Origin of the sequence: Tautonia sp. JC769, assembly GCF_040717455.1 — a bacterium.
Classification (GTDB): domain Bacteria; phylum Planctomycetota; class Planctomycetia; order Isosphaerales; family Isosphaeraceae; genus Tautonia.
Genome location: NZ_JBFEFH010000048.1, coordinates 1 through 21,025, shown reverse-complemented (window position 1 = coordinate 21,025; position 21,025 = coordinate 1). Strand labels below are relative to the sequence as shown.

Annotated in this window: 18 protein-coding genes; 12 read left to right on the top strand and 6 right to left on the bottom strand. The window is 69.1% G+C overall.

Annotation, left to right across the window (positions count from 1 at the left end):
• Positions 1 to 278 precede the first annotated feature (278 nt).
• The 3 genes from AB1L88_RS26375 (at position 279) to AB1L88_RS26365 (ending at position 2,100) form a co-directional block, all read left to right on the top strand.
• Positions 279 to 989, top strand: a complete 711-nt coding sequence (locus AB1L88_RS26375; RefSeq protein WP_367099709.1) for a hypothetical protein — start codon at positions 279 to 281, stop codon at positions 987 to 989.
• A gap of 58 nt (positions 990 to 1,047) precedes the next feature.
• On the top strand, positions 1,048 to 1,521 hold the full coding sequence (locus tag AB1L88_RS26370) for a hypothetical protein (RefSeq protein ID WP_367099708.1): 474 nt from the start codon (positions 1,048 to 1,050) through the stop codon (positions 1,519 to 1,521).
• Between the two features lie 132 nt (positions 1,522 to 1,653).
• Complete coding sequence (locus tag AB1L88_RS26365; protein ID WP_367099707.1) at positions 1,654 to 2,100, top strand: DUF1801 domain-containing protein; 447 nt, start codon at positions 1,654 to 1,656, stop codon at positions 2,098 to 2,100.
• Positions 2,101 to 2,350: 250 nt separating this feature from the next.
• Here the strand turns inward: AB1L88_RS26365 and AB1L88_RS26360 are convergent, their stop codons facing one another.
• Positions 2,351 to 2,725: a hypothetical protein gene (locus AB1L88_RS26360; RefSeq protein ID WP_367099706.1), complete on the bottom strand. Its 375-nt coding sequence runs from the start codon at positions 2,723 to 2,725 to the stop codon at positions 2,351 to 2,353.
• A 552-nt stretch (positions 2,726 to 3,277) separates the two neighbouring features.
• On the opposite strand from AB1L88_RS26360, the gene AB1L88_RS26355 reads away from it, so the two are divergent.
• Positions 3,278 to 3,787: a papain-like cysteine protease family protein gene (locus AB1L88_RS26355; protein ID WP_367099705.1), complete on the top strand. Its 510-nt coding sequence runs from the start codon at positions 3,278 to 3,280 to the stop codon at positions 3,785 to 3,787.
• 124 nt (positions 3,788 to 3,911) lie between these two features.
• A complete protein-coding gene (locus tag AB1L88_RS26350; protein ID WP_367099704.1) occupies positions 3,912 to 5,006 on the top strand; it encodes a hypothetical protein in 1,095 nt (364 codons plus the stop codon).
• Between the two features lie 211 nt (positions 5,007 to 5,217).
• On the opposite strand, the gene AB1L88_RS26345 is transcribed toward AB1L88_RS26350, so the two are convergent.
• The 3 genes from AB1L88_RS26345 to AB1L88_RS26335 form a co-directional block, all read right to left on the bottom strand.
• Entirely contained in the window at positions 5,218 to 5,991 is a 774-nt protein-coding gene (locus tag AB1L88_RS26345) for a methyltransferase domain-containing protein (RefSeq protein ID WP_367099703.1), read from the bottom strand.
• Between the two features lie 90 nt (positions 5,992 to 6,081).
• Entirely contained in the window at positions 6,082 to 7,443 is a 1,362-nt protein-coding gene (locus AB1L88_RS26340) for a Gfo/Idh/MocA family oxidoreductase (RefSeq protein ID WP_367099702.1), read from the bottom strand.
• 685 nt (positions 7,444 to 8,128) lie between these two features.
• Positions 8,129 to 9,238: an N-acetylmuramoyl-L-alanine amidase gene (locus tag AB1L88_RS26335; RefSeq protein ID WP_367099701.1), complete on the bottom strand. Its 1,110-nt coding sequence runs from the start codon at positions 9,236 to 9,238 to the stop codon at positions 8,129 to 8,131.
• Positions 9,239 to 9,526: 288 nt separating this feature from the next.
• Between AB1L88_RS26335 and AB1L88_RS26330 the strand changes: the two genes are divergently transcribed.
• Together AB1L88_RS26330 and AB1L88_RS26325 are read left to right on the top strand one after the other, a co-directional pair.
• A complete protein-coding gene (locus tag AB1L88_RS26330; RefSeq protein WP_367099700.1) occupies positions 9,527 to 12,265 on the top strand; it encodes a cation-transporting P-type ATPase in 2,739 nt (912 codons plus the stop codon).
• A 640-nt stretch (positions 12,266 to 12,905) separates the two neighbouring features.
• Entirely contained in the window at positions 12,906 to 13,988 is a 1,083-nt protein-coding gene (locus AB1L88_RS26325) for an acyl-CoA desaturase (protein WP_367099699.1), read from the top strand.
• A gap of 150 nt (positions 13,989 to 14,138) precedes the next feature.
• Here AB1L88_RS26325 and AB1L88_RS26320 read toward each other — a convergent pair whose 3' ends face one another.
• Positions 14,139 to 14,666, bottom strand: coding sequence for a fasciclin domain-containing protein (locus AB1L88_RS26320; RefSeq protein ID WP_367099698.1), 528 nt, complete (start codon positions 14,664 to 14,666; stop codon positions 14,139 to 14,141).
• Between the two features lie 562 nt (positions 14,667 to 15,228).
• On the opposite strand from AB1L88_RS26320, the gene AB1L88_RS26315 reads away from it, so the two are divergent.
• Entirely contained in the window at positions 15,229 to 17,211 is a 1,983-nt protein-coding gene (locus AB1L88_RS26315; RefSeq protein WP_367099697.1) for a SpoIIE family protein phosphatase, read from the top strand.
• Positions 17,212 to 17,331: 120 nt separating this feature from the next.
• On the opposite strand, the gene AB1L88_RS26310 is transcribed toward AB1L88_RS26315, so the two are convergent.
• On the bottom strand, positions 17,332 to 17,907 hold the full coding sequence (locus tag AB1L88_RS26310) for a hypothetical protein (RefSeq protein WP_367099696.1): 576 nt from the start codon (positions 17,905 to 17,907) through the stop codon (positions 17,332 to 17,334).
• A 197-nt stretch (positions 17,908 to 18,104) separates the two neighbouring features.
• Between AB1L88_RS26310 and AB1L88_RS26305 the strand changes: the two genes are divergently transcribed.
• From AB1L88_RS26305 to AB1L88_RS26290, 4 genes are all read left to right on the top strand, one after another.
• On the top strand, positions 18,105 to 18,575 hold the full coding sequence (locus AB1L88_RS26305; protein ID WP_367099695.1) for an Rrf2 family transcriptional regulator: 471 nt from the start codon (positions 18,105 to 18,107) through the stop codon (positions 18,573 to 18,575).
• A 144-nt stretch (positions 18,576 to 18,719) separates the two neighbouring features.
• Positions 18,720 to 19,478, top strand: a complete 759-nt coding sequence (locus AB1L88_RS26300) for a DUF1080 domain-containing protein (protein ID WP_367099694.1) — start codon at positions 18,720 to 18,722, stop codon at positions 19,476 to 19,478.
• Between the two features lie 98 nt (positions 19,479 to 19,576).
• On the top strand, positions 19,577 to 20,023 hold the full coding sequence (locus AB1L88_RS26295) for a hypothetical protein (RefSeq protein ID WP_367099693.1): 447 nt from the start codon (positions 19,577 to 19,579) through the stop codon (positions 20,021 to 20,023).
• Positions 20,024 to 20,066: 43 nt separating this feature from the next.
• Positions 20,067 to 20,930 (top strand): hypothetical protein, encoded by an 864-nt coding sequence (locus AB1L88_RS26290; RefSeq protein ID WP_367099692.1) that lies wholly within the window; start codon positions 20,067 to 20,069, stop codon positions 20,928 to 20,930.
• Positions 20,931 to 21,025: the final 95 nt, after the last annotated feature.

Below are 21,025 nucleotides of genomic sequence, written 5' to 3'. Positions count from 1 at the left end.
GGTGGCACTGGTGGCCTCACCAGTGTGCGGAGTGCGGTGATGACGGGATGGCCTCCGTCATCCGATGCCGACGTCACCGGGCCTTGCAGCCCGGCGAACACGGTCGGACAAGGCCGGTGGGCCTGCGGCCCGTGGTGACATCGACCGGGAGGGACACTGGTGAGGCCACCTGTGCCACCCGCCCGCCTTGCCGGGACGCGGCATGGTCTGGGATCATCGAGGCGGATGCTCGGCGGGCGGGGCCGCGGGGCGAGAGGGGTCGGGGGGGCGGGGATGTCATGGGATTCGCCGAATCGGACTGGCGGCATCTGACGTCGAGGATGGCGTGGGTCGAGGGTCGGCTGAAGGCGAAGGGGGCGACGGTGAGGTCGCCGGATCTGATGCCGCCGGTGGATCGGGCGCAGGTCGACGCGTTCTCGGACCGGACGGGACTCCGCTTGCCGCAGGACCTCATCGACCTGGTCACGGGCTTCGCCGGCGGATGGTCCTTCTCCTGGAACCTGGGCGTCGCGGGCACCGACCGATGGCTCCGGCCGGGGGTCGATGTCGGGGCATTCGGCGGCAATGGCGAGGTGCCGTTCCTGGGCGCGTCGCGGGAGACGACGCTCCTGGACCTCTATCAGCAGTTCCAGGAGGAGATCCACGATACGTTTTTTGCGGATGCGGGGGACGCGGAGTCGCTCAGGAGGATGCCCTCCGTCTTCCCGCTGCACCTCTTCGAGGGCGGGGGGGGCGACTCCACCGTGCTGAGGCTCGACACGTCGCCGTGCGAGGTCGTGTTCCTCGACCACGAGAAGACCTACCGGATCGACGAGGGGCAGGTGATCGGCCGCGGCCTCGGCGACTTCCTGCGCCGGTGGGCGAACGTCGGTTTCGTGTCGTGCGAATACCTGGACGTGTTCATTGACGCGGAGGGTCGGGACATCGATGATGTGGGGATCGCGGCCCGGGAATGGATCCGGTGGCTCGATGACCCCGAGGCCGCGTAGCGGGGGCGGCCGGGGCGAGCGTCGGGGGCGAGGGGCGGCGACGCGGAGGGGAGGAGACGTGGGACGACCTCGGGCGTCGATCGCCGGGCTGATGGTGGTCATCGCGGCCGTCGCGGCGAATCTCGCGCTGCTGCGGTCTGTGTACGAGCGGGATCTGGGGCTGGTCTTCCAGGCCGGCCCGATGGGGCTGGCGTGCCAGCTCGGCCTGCTGCGGCTGGTGGTCGGGCCGCCCGGCGCCCGGGGGTTCTGGCTGGGGTTCGCGGGGGCGTCCGGCCTGTTGGTCGCGATCGTGGCGTGGGTCGTCATGGGCGGGGCCTACCGGGCCGAGATCGCGAGCTTCTGGATGACGGTCACGGCGGCCGTCGCGCCTTCGGCCGTCCGCGATGAGGATCGGTTCATCCTCGGATCCCTCGCCTTGCTCGTGTGGACGCTCCCCCAACTGGCGCTGGCGACGGCGGCGGGGGCGATCGCCGGGGCCCTCGGCCCGAGGTTCGCGGGGGGGCCGGCGGCGGGGAGGCGGGGGTCATCCTGAGCCCGGCCTGGGATTCGAAATCGCCCCGCCCGTCCGGCGGGGTCGACACGAGGGGCCCGGCGGACGGTCGGCGGCGGGAGTCTGGGCGGACGGATCAGATCAGATCAGATCGAGAAGAGAGGAGCGGGGAAGGTGGCACGGAAGAATTCCAGGGATGCGGGGCGGGGCGAGACGACGCCGAAGCTGCTCGCGGGCGGGAACCCGCAGATCGCGAAGGGGGACGGCGACGCCCCGGTGCAGGCGTACATCGCGGCCATGCCCGGCTGGAAACACGGGGTCGGGCGGGGGCTCGATGCCTTGATCGTGGAGACGGTGCCCAGGGTCCGCAAGGCGGTGAGGTGGAACACGCCCTTCTACGGGATCGAGGGCAGGGGGTGGTTCCTCGCGTTCCACTGCCTGACGAAGTACGTGAAGGTGGCGTTCTTCCGGGGCGCGACGCTCGACCCCGTGCCGCCGGTCGCCTCGAAGCAGGAGTTCGTGCGGTACGTCCACATTTTTGAGGGGGACACGCTCGACTCGGAATTGCTGGCGAGGTGGATCGGGCAGGCGGCGGATCAGCCCGGGGAGATGTGCTTCTGAGTCGGGGCAGGGAGGGAGCACGGGAGCCCCCGCCCGTGCTCGGGGCCCCTGGCCGGGAGGACGCCCCCGCACGCGCCGGCGGCAGTTGAGACCTGGCTCGGCGTGATCGACCGCGATGAGATGCGGCCCATCGTCACGAGGGGGAGGGCACAGGTCCCCGGGAGGCCGACGGCGGGGGGGCGGGGCGGCGGGAAGGCCCGGCGGAGCACGAGGTGGGTCGGCAGGTAGAGGCAGGCCGGCAGGCCGATCATCAGGGCCGAGAGCCAGAGCCAGGGGTGCGCATCCAGGTCTGCGGCCGTTCGTAGCTCATCCCGTGGACGGAGTTACGGAGTTGATGTTGACCGCGGCGTTCGGGTTCTCGGGAAGGGGCCGGCGGGGCGGGGGCCAGGAAGGAGCTGGCCGGCAGGATGGCCCAGGTCAGGACGACCGGGACGGGGAACGCCCGCCGGTCGTAGCCCGGCCCCCAGACGAGCCAGAGCAGGAGGCCGGGGAGCCAGCCGTGGAAGAGGGAGAGGCCGTGGACGAACAGCGAGTCCTTCGGGTCGAACAAGAACGAGGCGGCGACGACCCGCCTGGCCCGTGCGAGCGATTCCGGCTCGGATCCGCGCGGCTGCTCGAAGGACATGGCGCTCGCCCCCGTCTTGGGTCTGCCGAGAATCGACCGGAGGGGTCGCGAGGCCCCGGCGGGCATCGCCCCACACGGATCATGGCCATCGGGAGTCGGGGCGTGCCGCCCGGGACCGAGGACCTTTTGAAATGAACATCCATGAGCCGGGCGAACGGCTCGATCTCGGGATCGGTCGCGGGACGCAATGGGGGGCGGTCGGAGGCACCCTCGCGTTTCCTGCGGGGGTCTTCGCGGCGGGCAGGCGGCTTGACGTCGCCTGAGACGGGCGGGGCCTTGCTGCGCGGGCACACAACGTGAACACGCAGCCACCATGATGAATGGTCTGATCGCCGGCCCTCTGCTGGGGATTCGGGCGGGATTTCGGGGGAAGTCCGCTTGCGAGAGGATGGAAAGCTCGCAAGAATGAGCAGATGCCATGCGTATGGAAACCGCCGAATGGGCGGGAGGGAGGCCGTCTCCCGCGGCTGAAGTTCCGGGGGACGGCGGGCCAGCGAGGCTCGACGGGATTCCGTGGCGTCTGGGATGTGTTCCGGAGCGGAGGACCGAGCGATGGTCGCGACCTATGTGGTTCAGAACGTGCCGCTGATTCCCCAGGATCAGGGGATGGCGTGCTGGTATGCCAGCGCCCAGATGCTGATCCGGTGGCGTCGCGAGCGGGTGCAGATGACCGAGGGCGCCTTGCCCGACCCGAGCCAGGTGGACGAGACGGTCCAGCTGTACAAGGCCAATAACGGGTTGCCGCTGACGGACATGGTCCGATTCGCGCAGCTCATGGGGCTGCGGCAGGTCCCGCCGATGAGCCCGACGATCGAGGCGATCTCCGGCTGGCTCAGCGATTACGGGCCGATCTGGACGGCGGGGCTGAAGGTCACCAGCACGGCATCGTATGGGCATGTGGTGGTGATCACGGGGGTGTCGTCGTCCCGGCTTTACGTTCATGACCCCGAGCCGGTGAACATCGGCACGCAGGAATGGAAGCCGCATTCGTGGTTGGCGACGACCCTCTCGATCGGCAGCGATCCGAGCGTGGCGTACAACTTCCTCCACCTGCCCTCGTGACGTCGGGGGCGGGCGGGAGCGGGTCCGGGGCGTTGCATCGGGAGGGGCGGTCGGGTATCGGGGAAGGGGCCGGAGGTTCGGTGTTCCAGCGGGTGGGCATGAGCAGATGAAAGGACCGCTCCCGATGCGATGGATCAACGGTGCGCTGGTGGTGGTTTTGGTGGCGAATTCGGGCGTCGGGGCGGAGGAGGCGCCGGGGCGGCAGACGAGGGTGGAGATCAAGGGGGGGGCGTTCTTCCTCAATGGGTCGCCGACGTACGAGGGGAGGACCTGGAACGGGTCGAAGATCGAAGGCTTGCTGATGAATTCGAGGATGGTGCAGGGGATCTTCGACGACCTGAACCCGGAGACGAGGCATCGGTGGGCGTATCCGGACTCGGGGGAGTACGACGCCGAGCGGAACACGAGGGAGTTCATCGAGGCGATGCCCGAGTGGAGGAGTCACGGTCTGCTGGCGTTCACGATCAACCTGCAGGGGGGGAGCCCGGAGGGGTATTCGGGGGAGCAGCCCTGGCACAACTCGGCGATCGAGGAGGACGGGAGCCTGAGGCCGGAGTACATGGATCGGCTGGGGCGGATCCTCGATCGGGCGGATGAGCTGGGGATGGTGGCGATCCTGGGGATCTTCTACTTCGGCCAGGACGAGCGATTGAAGGATGAGGAGGCGGTATTGCGGGCGGTGGACAATGCGGTGGACTGGGTGTTTGATCGCGGTTACACGAACGTGATCATCGAAGTGAATAATGAATGCAACGTGAGGTATGATCACGACATCCTGAAGCCGGACCGGGTGCATGAGTTGATCGATCGGGTGAAGGAACGGACGAGGGACGGCCGGCGGCTGCTGGCGGGGACGAGCTACGGCGGGGGGACGGTGCCGAGGGAGAACGTGGTGCGTTCGTCGGACTTCCTGCTCGTGCACGGCAACGGCGTGAAGGACCCGGCGCGGATCGGGGAGATGGTGAGCCAGTGCCGGGAGGTGCCGGGCTATCGGCCGATGCCGATCCTGTTCAATGAGGACGACCACTTCGCCTTCGACCGGCCGACGAACAACATGGCGGCGGCGATCGGGGAGTATGCGTCGTGGGGGTTCTTCGATCCGGGGGAGAACAACTATGAAGACGGGTATCAGTCGCCGCCGGTGCGCTGGGACCTGAATACGGAGCGGAAGCGGGCGTTCTTCGAGACGGTGCGGGAGGTGACGGGGGAGGGGGAGTGAGGGGAGGGGCGGGGAAGATCCACCGGGCGGAATCGCAGGGATCGTAGGGTGCTGTCGAGTCTTCGAAGACGCACCGCTCCGACCGTCCTGGCGGGGGAGGTGCGTTTTCGCGGACTCAACGCACCCTACTCCGATGGCTCCCGCCGCCTGGATTGCTCGCGGAGGGGCAGGCGGGCCAATCCGATTCGACTACGAGCGGGGAAGCGGGGGCTCAGCGCGAAGATGGCGCGCGACGATCCGACTTCCGGGAGAGATAGAATCCGTAGCTGTAATACGCGCGGTATTGTTCATAGAGTTCGATTTCTCGGATTTCCGCGTCGACGATGGCTTGCGCGTCGGCGCTGTGGCCGTTCCGGGCAAGGAATTGGCCCAGGCGACGTTGCATCGGCCGGTAGTAATTGTCCAGCCAGCAATGCTCGGGCAAGGCGAAATAGCCGATCGGCGTGTAACCATGCTGTTCCAGGACGCGAAGCTTGGAGGAGGCGACGTCGATCTCGGGGTATTCCCCCTCCCAATGTGCCTGGAGTTCGGCCGGCCGGGAACCGGTGGTCCAGGTGATCTCCGAGACGGCGAGGAGGCCGCCGACGTTCAGGAACCGATCCCAGGCTTCGACGCCCTTTGCGAATCCGAGGGTGTAGATCGCGCCTTCGGACCAGATGACATCGAAGTGCTCATCCGCGAAGGGGAGGTCATCCATCGATGCGCAAAGGGTTGTGATTTTCTCAGAACACCCTTGCTCGCTCGCGCGTGCGTCGAGCACATCGAGGAAGACCTGGGAGAGGTCGACCGCGGTGATCGTCGCGTTGAGGAGGCGAGCGAGGACGAGGGTGGACGCGCCGGTGCCGCAGCCGAGGTCGGCGATGGCCAGGGGCTTCGATCGGTCGACCCGGGCCAGGGAGAGCACGAGTTCCGTCTCGGCGTCGCCGCCGGGCCCCTGGCGGGCTGCATCGCGATGGAGGTCGATCAAGAGACGAAGATCGTCCACGGATCGCTCCGTCCGAGAGACAGGGGATCGGCCGATCCCCCCGCCGTGAGGCGAGGCGGGGGGATCGGCCGGTAAGAGGGGCGGAGCGGCTCAGAACTCGCGGTCGCGGAGGCGGCCGGGTTCGGGCTGGGGATAGATGCCGCTGGCGAGGAGCTGGAGCGGGGCGGGGGAGTCAGCGGTCAGTTGGTCGACCTCGGGGGCGAACTCGTGCTCGTGGTTGAGCATCTCGTCGAAGGTGACGATGCGGCCGGTGTGGGCGGCCATGCGGCCCATGGCGGTGACGAGGCTGGCCTCGGCGCCGCGCCTGACCTCGTTCCAGGGGTCGTCGTTGCGGATGGCGGCGATCAGGTGGTCCCATTCGAGCTGATAGGGGTTCGGCTCGGGCTGGGGGAAGGCCCAAACGGGCTCGCCCTGGTCGATCCGCTGGTCGGCGTAGATGCGGGTCTTGGCCGGGGTGTGGGAGTTGGTCGAGATGACGGCCGACCCCTTGGTGCCGTGGGCGTAGCTGGCGAACTCCTGGTGGCAGCGGGGGACGTTGCGGGTGTAGACGAACAGCTTGGTGCCGTCGTCGAAGGTGTACTCGATCGAGTAGTTGTCGAAGTTCTGATCGACCTTGTCTTCGCGGTAGAGGCGGGCGCCGTTGGCCTGGGCGGTGACGGGCCAGGCGTCCTTCATCCAGCACGATTCGTCGATGTTGTGGATCATGTAGTCCATGATCACGCCGCCGCTGGCCCACATGAAGCCGTGGAAGTTGCGGATCTGGTACATCAATTCCGACATGTCGCCCGAGTTGGGGCCGATGAGGCCGCCGCCGCCGACCTGGCGGTAGGAGCGGAGGGTGAGCAGGTCGCCGATCTCGCCGTCCTTGATGCGTTCGTAGAGGGCCTTGCGGGCGTCGCAGTGGCGGCACATGAGGCCGACGCCGACCTTCAGGTTTTTCTCCTTCGCCTGCTCGCCCAGCTCGATCATGCGGCGGGTGGTGGGGCCGTCGACGGTGACGGGCTTCTCCATGAAGGTATTGATGCCTTTTTCGATGGCGTAGCTGAAGTGCGGCCATCGGAAGGCGGGGGGGGTGGTCATGATGACCACGTCGCCGGGGTCGAGGCAGTCGATGGCGTGCTTGTAGCCGTCGAAGCCGAGGAACCGGCGCTCCTCGGGCACGTCCATCTGGCTGGAGTACTTGTCTTCGAGGTAGTTGTAGCTGTTCCCGAGCTTGTCTTCGAAGACGTCGGCCATGGCGACGAGCTTGATCGGCCCGTTCTGGACCGACAGGGCGTTGGCCGCGGCGCCGGTGCCGCGGCCGCCGCAGCCGACGAGGGCGACCTTGATCGTATTCTGCTCGCTCGCGTGGACGGCCGGCACGGCGATGCCGGCCAGGGCCGAGGCCGAGGCGGCGGCGCCGGTGTGCTTGAGGAACGATCGGCGCGACGGGTTCGAGTTCGAGGGTGTCATGGTGGGGACCTTTTACTCCGCAAAGGGGGAACCCCGGCGGCCGATCGCCCGGGGCGGCGGCCAGGTTGAGGGCCGCCGTCGTCGTCGGTCGGTGCGTGGTGGGGAGGGACGTCGATTGCCACGGGAGGGACGGCCGGGACCCCTCCCGGCCGATCGTCTGGGGGTGATGGGTGCGAGCGGTTCGGATCGGCTCGCCGGTCGCGAAAGCGCCGACGAGTCGCAAGGCAGCGCCCTCACCCGGCCTTCGGCCACCCTCTCCACCGCAAGGCGCGGGCGAAGGGTTTTGTCCGGCCCCCACTCCCCGCGAGCGGGGAGTGGGTTGGGGTGAGGGGTCCTCGCGTTCGACGCCGAGCCCCGCGTCCTGTCGCGGCCCCCTCACCCGGCCTTCGGCCGCCCTCTCCCCCAATGGGGGCGAGGGTTGGGAGAGAGCGGCCAGTCTCTCCCGGCCTTGAGGCGCCCCGTTTCCCCGCAAACCGCGGGGGAAGAGGGTTGGGAGAGCGTGGCGGGCTTCACCCGGCCTGGCGGCGGCCCGTTTCCTCGCAAGGGCGGGGAACAGGGGATCGCGCCAGGCAGGTCAAGACGCGGCTCAAGGGTCCATCACTGCCAGACTCACCGATTCATCGTAACGCGCGGGGAGGGCGGCCGAAACCGTCAAATTCCCGAGGGGCAGGAGGGGCAATGGGGGTCAGTTGGGGTCGGTCGGATCGGGAGGCATCAGGGCGCGGGCGCCGTCGATGACGGTGTCCCACTGGAAGGCGGGGCCGGGGTCGACCTTGTTGGTCTGGACGTGGAAGTGCCCGAGGATGCCTTGATACGATTGCCAGTCCTCTCGGGAGAGGGTGTCGGTGATGAGGTTGCCGGCCTCGTCGCGGGGGTAGTCGCAGTCGAGTTTCGGGAAGACGGTGCAGAGGGTGGCGGTGAGCTTGATGAGGGAGTCGTACTGCTCGGGGGTCAGGTCGTACTGCTTCAGCTCGATGCCCCGGACGACGCCGACGACCGGCTCGTCGCGGGCGGGTCGGAAGCTGGCGTCGAGGTCCTTCATGCCGGCGGCCTCGGGGCCGCCGGGGATGGTCAGGCGGGTCGTGCCGTCGGCGTCCCGGGCGTACCAGCGGTCGAGGGCCGAGGCGTTGGCGGGGGGATAGGCGCCCATGTTGGCGATCTCGATGCCGATGGAGCGCTGGTTGGCGATGGTGGCGTGATAGGCGGATTCTTTCAGGTCCATCGTCTGATAGATCGTGCCGTCGAGGTCGAGCATGAAGTGGACGCTGAGGCCCCGGCCGTCGTGGAGGACCCGGAAGCAGTTGCGGCTGGTGCCGGCCACGTCGTAGTGGAGGACGAACTGGTCGACGACTTCCTGGAGCAGGGGCAGGGACCAGCCGCCGCCGCGGACCTGCTCGACCTGCTCGGGGGAGAGGCGGTTGCCCCGCAGGCCGAAGCGGACGGGGGAGCGCAGGCCGGCGGCCTCCGACGCCTTCCAGCCGGCCTCGGCCAGGGGGGCGAATCGGCGCTCGACGCGGTAGGCGTCGTAGCCGCCGGGGTCGGTCCAGAGGACGACCGGGGCCGTGGTGTGGAAGAGCTGGCCGGCGACGACGATCTCGTCTCCGGTGCGCGGGAGGCGATCGCCGGGCTTCGGCCCGTCCTGGGCGATCGCGGGCAGGGAGAGGCCCAGGATCAGGGCGAGGGCGAGGGCGGGGGCGAGGGCGAGGATCCTCGGCGGGAGGGGAGGGGAGGGGGGCGGCATCAAGCGATCGGCACGGCGCGTGCGGGGCGTGATCGGGGTCTGGTCGGGGCTCATGGGTGGGGTCTCAATCGTCAAGAGGGGCGTTCGGGGGATTGGTCCGGCCGACCGGTCGGATTGATCCCGCCCCGATTCGGCCTTCCCCGGGATTGTACCAACACGAGGGGCGGCGGGTTGGCGGTCGCCCCGGTCAAAGGGCGGGCGGCCGATCGGGATTTCGAGGACGGGGCGGCGGCCGGGCGGCGGGGATCTTCCCTTTTCGGGGCAGGGCGGGAATGATTGCTCGCCGGCGCGGTCCGGAGGGGCGAGGGGATCGGTGCGGGAAGGACGAGGCGCGGGACCACCATGCGGGAACTGCTCGGGAAGCACTGGCACCACCTGCCGGCGGAGGAGGTGTTCGATTACCTGGAGACCGACCCGGCCGCCGGGCTCGACCTGTTCGCCATCGGGCACCGTCGGGAGCAGTTCGGGGCGAACGTGCTCGCCCCGAGGCCGGGGACGAGCCCGCTGGTGCTGTTCGCGATGCAGTTCCACCAGCCGTTGGTCTACATCCTGATCGCGGCCGGGGTGGTGACGGCGATCCTCGAGGAGTGGGTCGACGCGGGGGTGATCCTGGGGGTGGTGCTCGTCAACGCCGTCATCGGCTTCGTGCAGGAGTCGAAGGCGCTGCGGGCGATCGAGTCGCTGGCGAGGGGGATGTCGAGCGAGGCCACCGTGATCCGGGCCGGGGAGGCCCGTCGGCTGCCCGCGGGCGAGCTGGTGCCGGGGGACGTGGTCCTCCTGCAGTCGGGGGACAAGGTGCCGGCCGACCTGCGATTGTTCCGGTGCCGGTCGCTCCAGGCGGACGAGTCGGCCCTGACGGGGGAATCGGTCCCGGCGTCGAAGGAGGCCGGGGTCCTGCCGAGGGAGGCGCCGCTGGCCGAGCACCGGAACATGGCCTACTCGTCGACGCTCGTGACCTTCGGGACGGGCTCGGGGGTGGTGGTGGCGACCGGCGACCAGACGGAGATCGGCCGGATCAACGAGCTGATCGCCGCGACGCCGAGCCTGGAGACGCCCTTGACGCGCGACATCTCGGCCTTCAGCCGGACGTTGCTGTACGTCATCCTCGGGCTGGCGGCCCTGACGTTCGCGGTCGGCCTGCTGCGGGGGAGGTCGTGGATCGAGATGTTCATGGCGTCGGTCGCATTGGCCGTCGGGGCGATCCCGGAGGGCCTGCCGGCGGCCGTGACGATCACCCTGGCCGTCGGCATGAAGAAGATGGCGCGGCGCAATGCGATCATCCGCAAGCTCCCGGCCGTCGAGACGCTGGGCAGCACGACAATGATCTGCTCGGACAAGACGGGGACGCTGACGCAGAACCAGATGACCGTGCAGCAGGCGATCGCCGGGGGGACGCTCGTCTCGCTCTCGGGGGCCGGATACGACCCGGAGGGCCGGGTTCTCCGGGACGGCGAGCCGTTGGAGCCGGGCCGCCACGAGGCGCTGTGGGAGACGTTCCGCGCCGGGGTGCTCTGCCAGGATTCTCGGCTCGTCCGGCGCGACGAGCAGTGGCAGGTGGAGGGGGACCCGACCGAGGGGGCGCTGATCGTCGCCGCCCGGAAGGCGGGCCTCGACCCGGACGGGCTGGCCGACGCGTTCCCCCGGCTCGACGCGATCCCGTTCGAGTCGCAGCATCAGTACATGGCCACGCTCCATCACGTCGCCGGAGGGGGCGGATCTCATCTCGTTTATGTGAAGGGGGGGATCGAGGAGGTCTTGCGGCGGTGCGACACGGCGCTCCAGGGCGACGGGGGGGTGGGGCCGCTCGACGCCGAGGAGGTGCATCGCCGGGTGGGCGAGCTGGCCCGCCGGGGGCTCCGGGTGCTCGGGTTCGCCCGGAAGACCCTGCCGGGATCGGCGCGGACGCTCGACGCCTCGGACGTGGCGGGGGGCCTGACGTTCCTGGGTCTGCAGGCGATGATGGACCCGCCGAGGCCGGCGGCCGTCTCGGCGATCGAGACCTGCCAGCGGGCGGGGGTCCGGGTGAAGATGATCACGGGGGACCACGCCTGGACCGCCTCGGCGATCGCGACGGAGATCGGCCTGCAAGGGGCGGCGGACGAGCAGGGGCGCTTGCTCACGCTGACCGGCCAGGAGCTGGCCCGGCTGGGCGACCGGGCGCTGATCGAGGAGGCGGACCGGGTGGCGGTGTTCGCCCGGGTCTCGCCCGAGCAGAAGCTCCGGCTGGTCGAGGCGCTGCAGGCCCGGGGGAACGTGGTGGCGATGACCGGCGACGGCGTGAACGACGCCCCGGCGCTGCGGCAGGCCGACCTGGGGATCGCCATGGGGATCACCGGGACCGAGGTGGCCAAGGAGGCGGCCGACATGGTGCTGGCCGACGACAACTTCGCGTCGATCGAGGCGGCGGTCGAGGAAGGGCGAGGGGTCTACGACAACCTGGTCAAGTTCATCACCTGGACCTTGCCGACGAACATCGGCGAGGGGCTGGTGATCCTGGTGGCGATCGTCGCGGGGGCGCGGTTGCCGATCCTGCCGGTGCAGATCCTCTGGATCAACATGACGACCGCCGTGCTGCTGGGCCTGATGCTGGCCTTCGAGCCGAAGGAGCCGGGGATCATGCTCCGGCCGCCGCGCGACCCGCGCACGCCGGTCCTGACCCGGCCGCTGGTGTTCCGGATCGCGCTGGTCGGCCTCCTGCTGCTGGCCGGGTCGTTCGGCCTGTTCGAGTGGGAGCAGGCCCGGGGGGGATCGCTGGCCGAGGCCCGCACGGTGGCGGTCAACGTGTTCGTGGTCGGCGGGATTTTCTACCTGTTGAACTGCCGGTCGTTGCGCGACTCGTTCGTGAGGGTCGGCCTGTGGTCGAACCCCTGGATCGTGGTCGGCGTTGCGATCATGATCGCGCTGCAACTGGCGTTCACGTACCTGCCGGCGATGAACGCGGCGTTCTCGAGCGCCCCGATCGGCCCGGATGAGTGGGGGAGGATCGTCGTGGCAGGGGCCTCGATCTCCCTCGTGATCGGGGCGGAGAAGTGGATCCGGCGCCGGTGGTCGTCGGCCGCCGCGACGGTCCGGAGTCCCTGAGCAGGGCGAAGGGCCCGGGCGAGCGGGGGGGAGGGAGGGTCGGCCCCGGATCGATCGGATCGATGCACGAAGGGGGAAAAAAAGGGCCCTATCGGAGTTCTCGGGTTCCTGGTAGGGTGTCACCGCGGCGCTGCGACCCGATCGAGATCGAAGAAGGGAAGGCCAACCCTCCCTTTTCTCACGATCCGCCCGGGAACAGCCGGCGAAAGGGGGCAGCGTTGCCCGCCCGGTGCCCGGTCCCGCACCGAGCCGAACTGCTCCGTATCGTTTCGTTCCGGACCATCCGACCCGACCTCCCGACCGCCGCGGACGAGTCGAAGACGCAAGCCCCGAAAGGCGTAATCCGATCCGACGCATTCTCGATCGGGGTCGCCCCGGCCGCCCGGCACCGTCGGCCTCAGGAGTTGAACACGAGGACAGGACGTCTTCCAACCCCAAGCCGATCCCCGCCCCTCCGCCCGACGTCCGGCCCTTGAGCGGGACGAGCTTCGAGGCCGGCCCGGGCGACCCGCGTCGATCGGGGCCGTCGGCGATCGGCCCCCGGGAGCCCGGGGATGAGGCCGACCGGGGCGGGGCAGGACGACCTCAACCCCCTCCCGCCCAATCTCGAAGGCACTTCAAGGACGAGGCTTGCACCGTCATGGCCGAATCGCTCACGATCAGCGAACCCATCGAACCGACCCCCCGCCGGCCCGGAATCGGCGGACCGTCGCGGCCGTCGGCGGCGACCGTCCGGGAGGCGAGGGCGATCCCGGTGGCGGACACGAGGCGAGGGGCCGCGGCACGGGCCGAGGGATCCGACCCGTTGTCGCCGCTGGAGGCGGTCGCCCGGATGTCGATGACGGTGCGGTGGGTGGTGGTGTCGGTCATCACCGTGCCGCTGGTCGTCGTGCTGGCCACGCCCCTGGTCGTCTGGGGGTGGGGGTTCCACTGGGTCGACCTGGGGCTCTTGCTGGGGATGTACTTGCTGACCGGCCTGGGAATTACGGTCGGCTTCCACCGGCTGTTCACGCACCGATCGTTCGAGACGAGCACGCCGGTGAAGGTCGTGCTGGGGGTGCTCGGCTCGATGACCGTGCAGGGGTCGCTGATGGAGTGGGTGGCGCTGCACCGGCGGCACCACCAGTATTCCGACGCCGAGGGAGACCCGCACTCGCCGGTGCATGGATCGGAAGAGAACGGGGTGCGGGGGGTGCTCCGGGGGTTCTGGCACGCTCACGTCGGCTGGATCGTCCGGCCGGGCCCGTTCGAGCTGGACCGCTACGTGACCGACCTGAGGCAGAGCCGGGCCTTGCGGATCGTCGACGCGATGTTCGCCGCCTGGGTGGCGCTCGGGCTGTTGATCCCGGCGGCGCTGGGGGGCTTGCTGACGGGGTCGTGGGCCGGGGCCTTGACGGGCCTGATCTGGGGGGGGCCGGTGCGGATCTTCCTGGTCCACCACATCACCTGGAGCATCAACTCGGCCTGCCACATCTGGGGATCGCAACCGTTCGAGACGAACGACGAGAGCCGGGACAACGTCCTGTTCGGCCTGTTGGCCTGGGGAGAAGGCTGGCACAACGCGCACCACGCCTTCCCGACCTCGGCCAGGCACGGCCTGGACTGGTGGAAGCTCGACGTGAGCTACGGGTTCATCTGGGTCCTGGCCCGGCTCGGCCTGGCCTGGAAGGTGAAGCTGCCGAGCCGAGAGGCCCAGCTCCGCCGGCGCCGGGCCGTCTCCTGAAACGAGGGCGAAGGCGAGCAAGCCAAGGGAGCGAACCGGGGCCCGGGGCCGCCCCCGCCGGAAGGGAACTCCAAGGCCGGTCCGGCGGAGGATGGCTTGCTCGTTGCGTTGCTTTTTTTTCGAGCGGGGGGATGCCCTGTCGGAGGGCATTTACTGCATCGGCGGCAGCAGCACGCGATCGATGACGAAGATCGCGCCGTTGCGGGTCAGCACCGCGTGGTTCAAGATCCGAGCGTCGTTGATGAACACGCTGATCTGGTTCCGGTGGAAGCTCTGGATCGAGAACGAGGTCCTGGCGCCGTTGAGCATCATCACGTTGCGTTCGGAGTAGAGGTCGACCAGGGGCCGGGCGCGCGGGGTGACGTGATAGAGGAGGATCTCGGTCAGCGCGTCCTCGCCGAGCTGTCCGACGTTCTGGGGCGTGACCCCGATGCGGGCGAATGCCGCGTCGGTCGGCAGGAAGACGGTGAGCGGGTCGGGGCCGCCCAGGGCGTCGAGGATCGCGGGATCGGCGGCCAGGACCGCGGCGATCAGCGTCTCGAATTCGCCCGTGTTCGCGTTGTAATTGATGACGCGATCGAGGATCGTCTGGGCATCGGCCCGTTCCGGGGCGGCGGCCAGGCCCACGACCATCACGAACAGCGCGGCCACGCACCACGAGCGTCGGATTGGGGTCATCAGATGTCCTCCCTGGTGAGAATGTCTCAACGGTGATTACCGATGTCTCAGGCTCGACGGGGGCAATCCATCGGCCCGGGCGGGGCGTGCCCGCCCGGAGCGATCCGGATCAAGGCCCGCCTTGAGACGTCGTGCGCGACCGGGGAAAGGCCGCGCACTTGACTCAGCCTAGGCAGTCGACCGGGCAAATCAATCCTTTCTCTCCGCGCAATCGGCATAAATGGCACGACTTCCCATCGGCCCGATGTCGGACGGGAGCGGGGGTTGCGGGCGGCCCGGCCGGCCCCGGCGCCCCTCGATTCGGTGACAGGGGGTCGTCCGCGTTCTCGCGCGATCGGAGAAGGCCCGGTGAATGATTGGCCCCGGACGACCCGGGGCGATAGGATCGTTCCCTGATCCCCCGGCCCGGGCGGAATCGGGAGCGAGGGGTCTCGACGGGACGGGCATTTGCCCGGCCCCGTCCGGCCCGGTTCGGCCAGGGAAGGCGGGAACCGGTCGAATTGATCGGCGAGCCCGATTGCGTGCTGGTGATCCCCCTGGCCCCGGCCCGAGGTCCTGTGTCTTGCGATCCGTCTCGATCCGAACCATCGGTCCGATTCTCGTCCTGATCCCGGTGGCCGCGGTGGTGCTGGGGTTCGGCCTGCTGGCGTCGTGGCAGGGCAAGCGCGTGGTCGACGACCTGACGAGCCAGGTGGTCGACCAGGCGGCCCGTCGCGTCGAGGAGCAACTGGACGGCTACCTCGCCACGGCCGTCCACGTGACGGAGCTCACGGCCTCGATGATCGCCGCCGGCGAGCTGGACCCGGCCGACCTGGGGGCCTGGCGGGCCGACCTGGTCCGGCAGCTCTCGGCCTTCCGGGCGATCAACTCGATCACCTTCGGCACCCCCGAGGGGTCGGCCACCTGGGTCATCCGCTATCCGGGGGAGCCGGGGATGGAGTACGCCCTCAAGGACGGCTCGGCGGGGGATGAGATCGTCGAATTCCGGGTGGTCGACGGCTCGGGGGCGACGGGCGACCGCATCGGCTCGTATGCGTACGACCCGCGCGGGCGTCCCTGGTATCAGGCGGCCGAGCGGGCCGGAGGCCCGACCTGGAGCGCCGTCTATCCCTGGGTGCGCAGCAACAGCGAGATGGCGACGCTGGGCCTGGCCTTCGTCCGCCCGGTCGAGGATGCCGGCGGGCGGCGGCTGGGGGTCCTCTCGTCCGACGTCGGCCTGCTGGCCGTCTCGGAGTTCCTCGGCGGCCTGGAGGTCTCCGAGACGGGCCGGGCGTTCCTGGTCGGGCCGGACGGGGGCCTGCTGGCGACCTCCTCGGGGGTGCCGGTGATCGGCCCCGGAGGGTCGCAAGTGGCGGCGGACGGGGCGGACGACCCGATGATCCGGGCGATCGCCCGACGGGTCTCGGGGGAGTCCGGGTCGTTCGGCGCGATCGTCGACCGCGAGCAGTTCGAGCTGACGCTCGATGGCCGGCGGTACCGGGTCGAGGTCGAACCGCTCTCGACGGCGCAGGGGCTGGACTGGCGGCTGGCGGTGATCGTGCCCGAGGCCGACGTGATGGGGGGCGTCCGGGAGCTGCGCCGGCAGGCGGCCTGGATCGGCCTGGTGGTCGTCGGCCTGACGCTCGCGCTCGGGATCGCGGCGTCGCTCCGGCTGGTCCGGCCGATCGTGGAGCTGGTCGAGGGGGTCCGGAGGATCGGCGGAGGGGACCTCGACCACCCGGTCCGGGTTGAAGGCGCCCGGGAATTCGCCATGCTCTCGACGGAGATCAACCGGATGGCCGAGGCGCTGAAAGATCGCCTCCGGCTGCGGCAATCGCTGGCCCTGGCGATGGAAATCCAGCAGAAACTCCTGCCGGAAGACACGCCGACGCTGCCGGGGCTGGACATCGCCGGCCACTCGACCTACTGCGACGAGACCGGGGGGGATTACTACGACTTCCTGGAGCTGGACGAGACGACCCAGGGGGACCTGATCGTCGTGCTCGGCGACGTGATGGGGCACGGGATCGCCGCGGCCTTGCTGATGGCGACCGCGCGGGGGGTCCTGCGCACGAGGGCCTCGGAGAGCGGGTCGCTCGGGCAGCTCTTAACCCACGTCAACCGCCAGCTCGAAGCCGATACGGGGGGGGAGCGGTTCATGACGATGATCCTGATGGTCGTCGACGCCCCCCGGCACGCGATCCGATGGGCCAGCGCCGGCCACGACGCGCCGATCGTTTATGATCGGCGGACCGATTCGTTCCTCGATTTGCCGAACATCAACGGCCTGCCGCTCGGCCTGATGGACGACTCAGCGTATGAGGAAGCCGTCTGGGACGGCCTGGGGGCGGGGCATATCGTGCTGCTCGGCACCGACGGGATCTGGGAGACGCGCAGCCCGTCGGACGAGGAATATGGCAAGGACCGGCTGCGAGACGTCATCCGGGCCCACCGCGACGAGCCCTCCGAGCGCATCTCGGAGGCGATCACCGAGGACTTGAAGCGATTCCGGGGCGACTCGCACCAGGACGACGACGTCACGTTCGTGGTCGTGAAGCTGGCGTGACGGGCCGGCCGGGAGCCGAGGGAAGACGCCGGGCCGGCGGCCGATTCAGGGGTCGGCCGGCCGGCCAGGCTTTGATTCGTTGCATGTTCGGAGCGCCGAGGTGTCGGCCCTGGAGGCGGCTCAGCGGATCGGGATCTCGTAGCGGATGAAGCCGAGCAAGTCTCCTTCCTCGACGAAGTGGCAGGTGGCGCAGCGCTGGTGCACGGCCGGCACGACGGTCGCGGCCAGGAGGCGACGATCGGGGCCCTCGCCGACGACCTCCTCGACGTACGTCTCGTTGCGCTGCATGGCCTCGGCGGCGCGCTTCTCGAAGTCGGTCTCGGGGTTGTTCCCCTCGCCCAGGGGGATGCCGGTGGCGTCGACGAGTCGGGCGGAGTGGTGTCCGAGCGTTTCCATCGCCTCGAAGACGTCCTTGGCGACCATGATGGCCGGTTGCCCGCGCTGATATTTGTCGGTGATCGAAACGACCGCCGTCTTGTATAATGCATCGAGCATCTGGACCTGCTGCCTGGCCCGCTCGAGCGCCGGATCCTCGTCCTCCTGCGGGGCCGCAGGCGCCGGCTCGGCCCGGACCGGCTCTGCCTGGACCGGCTCGGCCTGCCTGGCCGACGCGCCCCAGCCCACCGTCAACGCCAGGGCCCCCATCAGGCCGGCCATCCCCCCCAACAACCATCGCTTGCGGTCTGTCGTCGTCATCTCGCCTCCTCGATCGCTTCTGGAGCGTGATCCCGGGACCCTTTGTTGGCGGCGATTCCCAGCCCCGCCCGTCGAGGAGACCGGAATCACCCCAAATTCGGACAAGGACATCCCCTTTCCGATGCGTCCACTGTAGAGGGGACAATAACGGATTTCAAGGTCTTGTTTTCCGGTTTCCTGTTGAGGACTGCGTTCCGATGTTTTCTCAGACGGTTGAGTACGCCTTGCGGGCGACGGTGCACCTGGCCGATTGCGCGCCGGCGGCCCGGACGACGGAGCAGATCGCGCGGGCGACGAAGGTGCCGGCGCCGTACTTGGCGAAGGTGCTGCAGGGCCTGAAGCGGGCCGGGATCGTGAGGTCGCAGCGGGGGATCGGCGGGGGGATCACGCTGGCGAAGGAGCCCGAGGCGTTGACGATCCTGGAGGTGGTCAACGCGGTGGACCCGATCCGGCGGATCCGGACCTGTCCGCTGGGGTTGGCCTCGCACGGCGAGCACCTCTGCCCCTTGCACCGCCGGCTCGATAATGCCCTGGCGAGCGTGGAGGAGGCGTTCCGCAAGACGACCCTGGCCGAGGTGCTGGCCGACCCGAACCCGAGCATCCCGCTCTGCGACTTCCCGGGGGCGAGGGGGGGGCCGGAGGTGGCGGCGGGGGCGGAAACCTCGTGAGGCGGAGGAGCCGGCTCGTGGGTGTCGGCACCTCCTTGCAATCGGGCGATCGGCCCCCGTACCATCGACGGGCGGAGGGATCGTGACCAGCCCGAAACGACCCTGAAGGCAGCGTCGTCTCTCGCCCCACGGAGTGACTGTCTGATGCGAAGTCTCCGAGTCATCCCCCTCGTGGCCGCCGTGTTGCTGATCGCCCAGGCGCCGCGGGCGTCGGCCTGCCCGGATGAGCAGGGAACGGACGACGGCTGGATCACCGTGTTCGGCGAGGGGACCGGGCTGGACGCCTTCCGCGCCCCGTTCGGAGACTGGCAGATTGTCGGTTCGGCCGCGATCAATGAGGACGACCCGAAGCACCTGCGCGCCGAGCCCGGCTCGGGCGTCTTGATCAACGACCCCCCGGGGCGCACGAGGAACCTGGAGACGGTCCGGGAATTCGGCGACGTGGAGATCGAGATCGAGTACATGATGGCCGAGGACTCGAACGCGGGGGTCAAGTTCCAGGGGCTTTACGAAATCCAGATGTACGACAGCTACGGCAAGGAGATCGACGCCAGGGGGAACGGCGGCGTCTACCCGAGGGCCGAGCTGCTGCCCCGCTACCGGCATATCGACGAGGGGTTCCCGCCGAAGGTCAACGCCTCGCGCCCGGCGGGGGAGTGGCAGGTGCTCCGCGCGACCTTCCGGGCCCCTCGGTTCGACGACTCGGGGAAGAAGACGGCGCATGCCCTGCTGGAACGGGCCGAGCTGAACGGGCAGGTCATCCACGAGCAGCTTGAGATTCCCTACCCGACCGGCCACGCCTGGCGGACGAAAGCAGAGAAGCCGCTCGGCCCGATCTTGCTGCAAGGGGACCACGGCCCGGTCGCCTTCCGGGCCGTCCGCATCCGACCCCTTGCGCCCTGAGCCATCGCGTGCTCGACGGTCGGGGGTGGGCCGTGCTCGCTCCCTTCCCTCACAACCCGGCTCGGCACCCCTCTCCATCCGCATCGCGAGGTCGTCCCATGGAGCACTACGCCCTTCGACTCCTCCAGCCGGCCTTCGCCGCCCCGACCGGCATGCGAGCGATCGTCCTCCGCGATGAGTTCGACGACGACGGTTCCTCGCGGATCATTCACGAGCTGTTGCTGGTGGTCGGCCTGCAGGCGCAGGTCGTCCACCACTACACGAGCGACGACCCCCGGCCGGTCCATCCCGATCCGATCGCGATGGAAAAGCTCGGCTGGCATTACAAACATCAGGATTGTCACGTCGCGCCGATCTGCCTGGGCAGCGACGGGAGGCTTTCGACCTTGAATCCCGACGAACCCTGCTGGATGCTCCTGGAACCGGGGACCCCGGTCGAGCGCATCGAGCAGCTTGCCCAGAAGCTCCGGGAAGAGGAGCAGGTCCGCCGGGCCGTCGAGCACCGGATCGAGGACCTCGATCAGGACAGCCTGGCCAGCGATTAGCATGGAAGGTGCCTGCCCCCGGTCCTCGGTCGGAGTCAGATCGATGAGGAACCGTTCCCGGATCGGCCTGGCCGTTGCGCTGGGAGCCTCGCTCCTCAGCGCGACCGCAACCCAGGCCCAACCGGTTTTCGGCGACACCGAGAGCATCGAGAGCCTGGCCGCCAACGCCGACCTCGTCTTCGTCGGGACGCTTGAAACGTTCAAGGACCAGGCTGACCCCGACGGGCACGAAGCCGCCATCATCGTCGAGGACACGCTGAAAGTCCCTCGGGGGGAATGTTACACGAAACTGGGGGCTCGCCTCCCTGGTCCCGCGTCGCTCCTCACCCGATGGGAAGGTGAACCCCACCGGCTCCTGGTGTTCGTGAAGGAGGAGGATCCGACCGCGGCGGTGATCGACCTGGCGGACGAAAACCTGGAAGTCTTCACGGCGAATCTTTCGGTCCTCCGCGATCGAGACCTCGTAATCGAAGCCGCTCGCGAAATGGTGCGTGAGACACCCGTCGCCGTGAGGCGACTCCAGACCTTTCGGCTCGACGCCCCCCGGGAACTCCTCAAAGGAACACGGTGGGAGACCCTCGACGGGCTCAGGGTAAACGTCCCGGTCGATGACCGCCTGGAACGCCGGGCGATCGAAGCCCTGCGCTCCGAGGACGACTTTCGACGTCTCGAAGGCATCCAGGCCTTGTGGTACTTCAAGTCCGATGAGAACGTCGAGCGGCTCAAACCGCTGCTCGACGATCCGGCATCCAGGTTTCGCCCCGCCGAAGCCGGGCAATACGATGGGCCCGGAATCCGCCACTACTACATCCGCGAGGAGGCATACCGAACCTTGACGTCATGGGGAGTCGAGGTGGAACCGCCCGTCCTCCGGGAGGAAGTGACGCCGGACAAAACCTTGAAGTGATCGCAGATCAGGCAATCACTGGTCAGAGCCAACGAACGATGAGCGCGCAAACGCACACGCCTCGCACCCCCCTGGGGGGATGCGAGGCGTGTGGA

What these genes read in the sequence shown, in the direction of transcription:
- AB1L88_RS26375 (WP_367099709.1), top strand. Translation starts at nt 279, where the DNA reads ATGGGATTCGCCGAATCGGACTGGCGGCATCTGACGTCGAGGATGGCG.
- AB1L88_RS26360 (WP_367099706.1), bottom strand. Translation starts at nt 2,725, where the DNA reads ATGTCCTTCGAGCAGCCGCGCGGATCCGAGCCGGAATCGCTCGCACGG.
- AB1L88_RS26355 (WP_367099705.1), top strand. Translation starts at nt 3,278, where the DNA reads ATGGTCGCGACCTATGTGGTTCAGAACGTGCCGCTGATTCCCCAGGAT.
- AB1L88_RS26350 (WP_367099704.1), top strand. Translation starts at nt 3,912, where the DNA reads ATGCGATGGATCAACGGTGCGCTGGTGGTGGTTTTGGTGGCGAATTCG.
- AB1L88_RS26340 (WP_367099702.1), bottom strand. Translation starts at nt 7,443, where the DNA reads ATGACACCCTCGAACTCGAACCCGTCGCGCCGATCGTTCCTCAAGCAC.
- AB1L88_RS26335 (WP_367099701.1), bottom strand. Translation starts at nt 9,238, where the DNA reads ATGAGCCCCGACCAGACCCCGATCACGCCCCGCACGCGCCGTGCCGAT.
- AB1L88_RS26330 (WP_367099700.1), top strand. Translation starts at nt 9,527, where the DNA reads ATGCGGGAACTGCTCGGGAAGCACTGGCACCACCTGCCGGCGGAGGAG.
- AB1L88_RS26325 (WP_367099699.1), top strand. Translation starts at nt 12,906, where the DNA reads ATGGCCGAATCGCTCACGATCAGCGAACCCATCGAACCGACCCCCCGC.
- AB1L88_RS26320 (WP_367099698.1), bottom strand. Translation starts at nt 14,666, where the DNA reads ATGACCCCAATCCGACGCTCGTGGTGCGTGGCCGCGCTGTTCGTGATG.
- AB1L88_RS26310 (WP_367099696.1), bottom strand. Translation starts at nt 17,907, where the DNA reads ATGACGACGACAGACCGCAAGCGATGGTTGTTGGGGGGGATGGCCGGC.
- AB1L88_RS26305 (WP_367099695.1), top strand. Translation starts at nt 18,105, where the DNA reads ATGTTTTCTCAGACGGTTGAGTACGCCTTGCGGGCGACGGTGCACCTG.
- AB1L88_RS26300 (WP_367099694.1), top strand. Translation starts at nt 18,720, where the DNA reads ATGCGAAGTCTCCGAGTCATCCCCCTCGTGGCCGCCGTGTTGCTGATC.
- AB1L88_RS26295 (WP_367099693.1), top strand. Translation starts at nt 19,577, where the DNA reads ATGGAGCACTACGCCCTTCGACTCCTCCAGCCGGCCTTCGCCGCCCCG.
- AB1L88_RS26290 (WP_367099692.1), top strand. Translation starts at nt 20,067, where the DNA reads ATGAGGAACCGTTCCCGGATCGGCCTGGCCGTTGCGCTGGGAGCCTCG.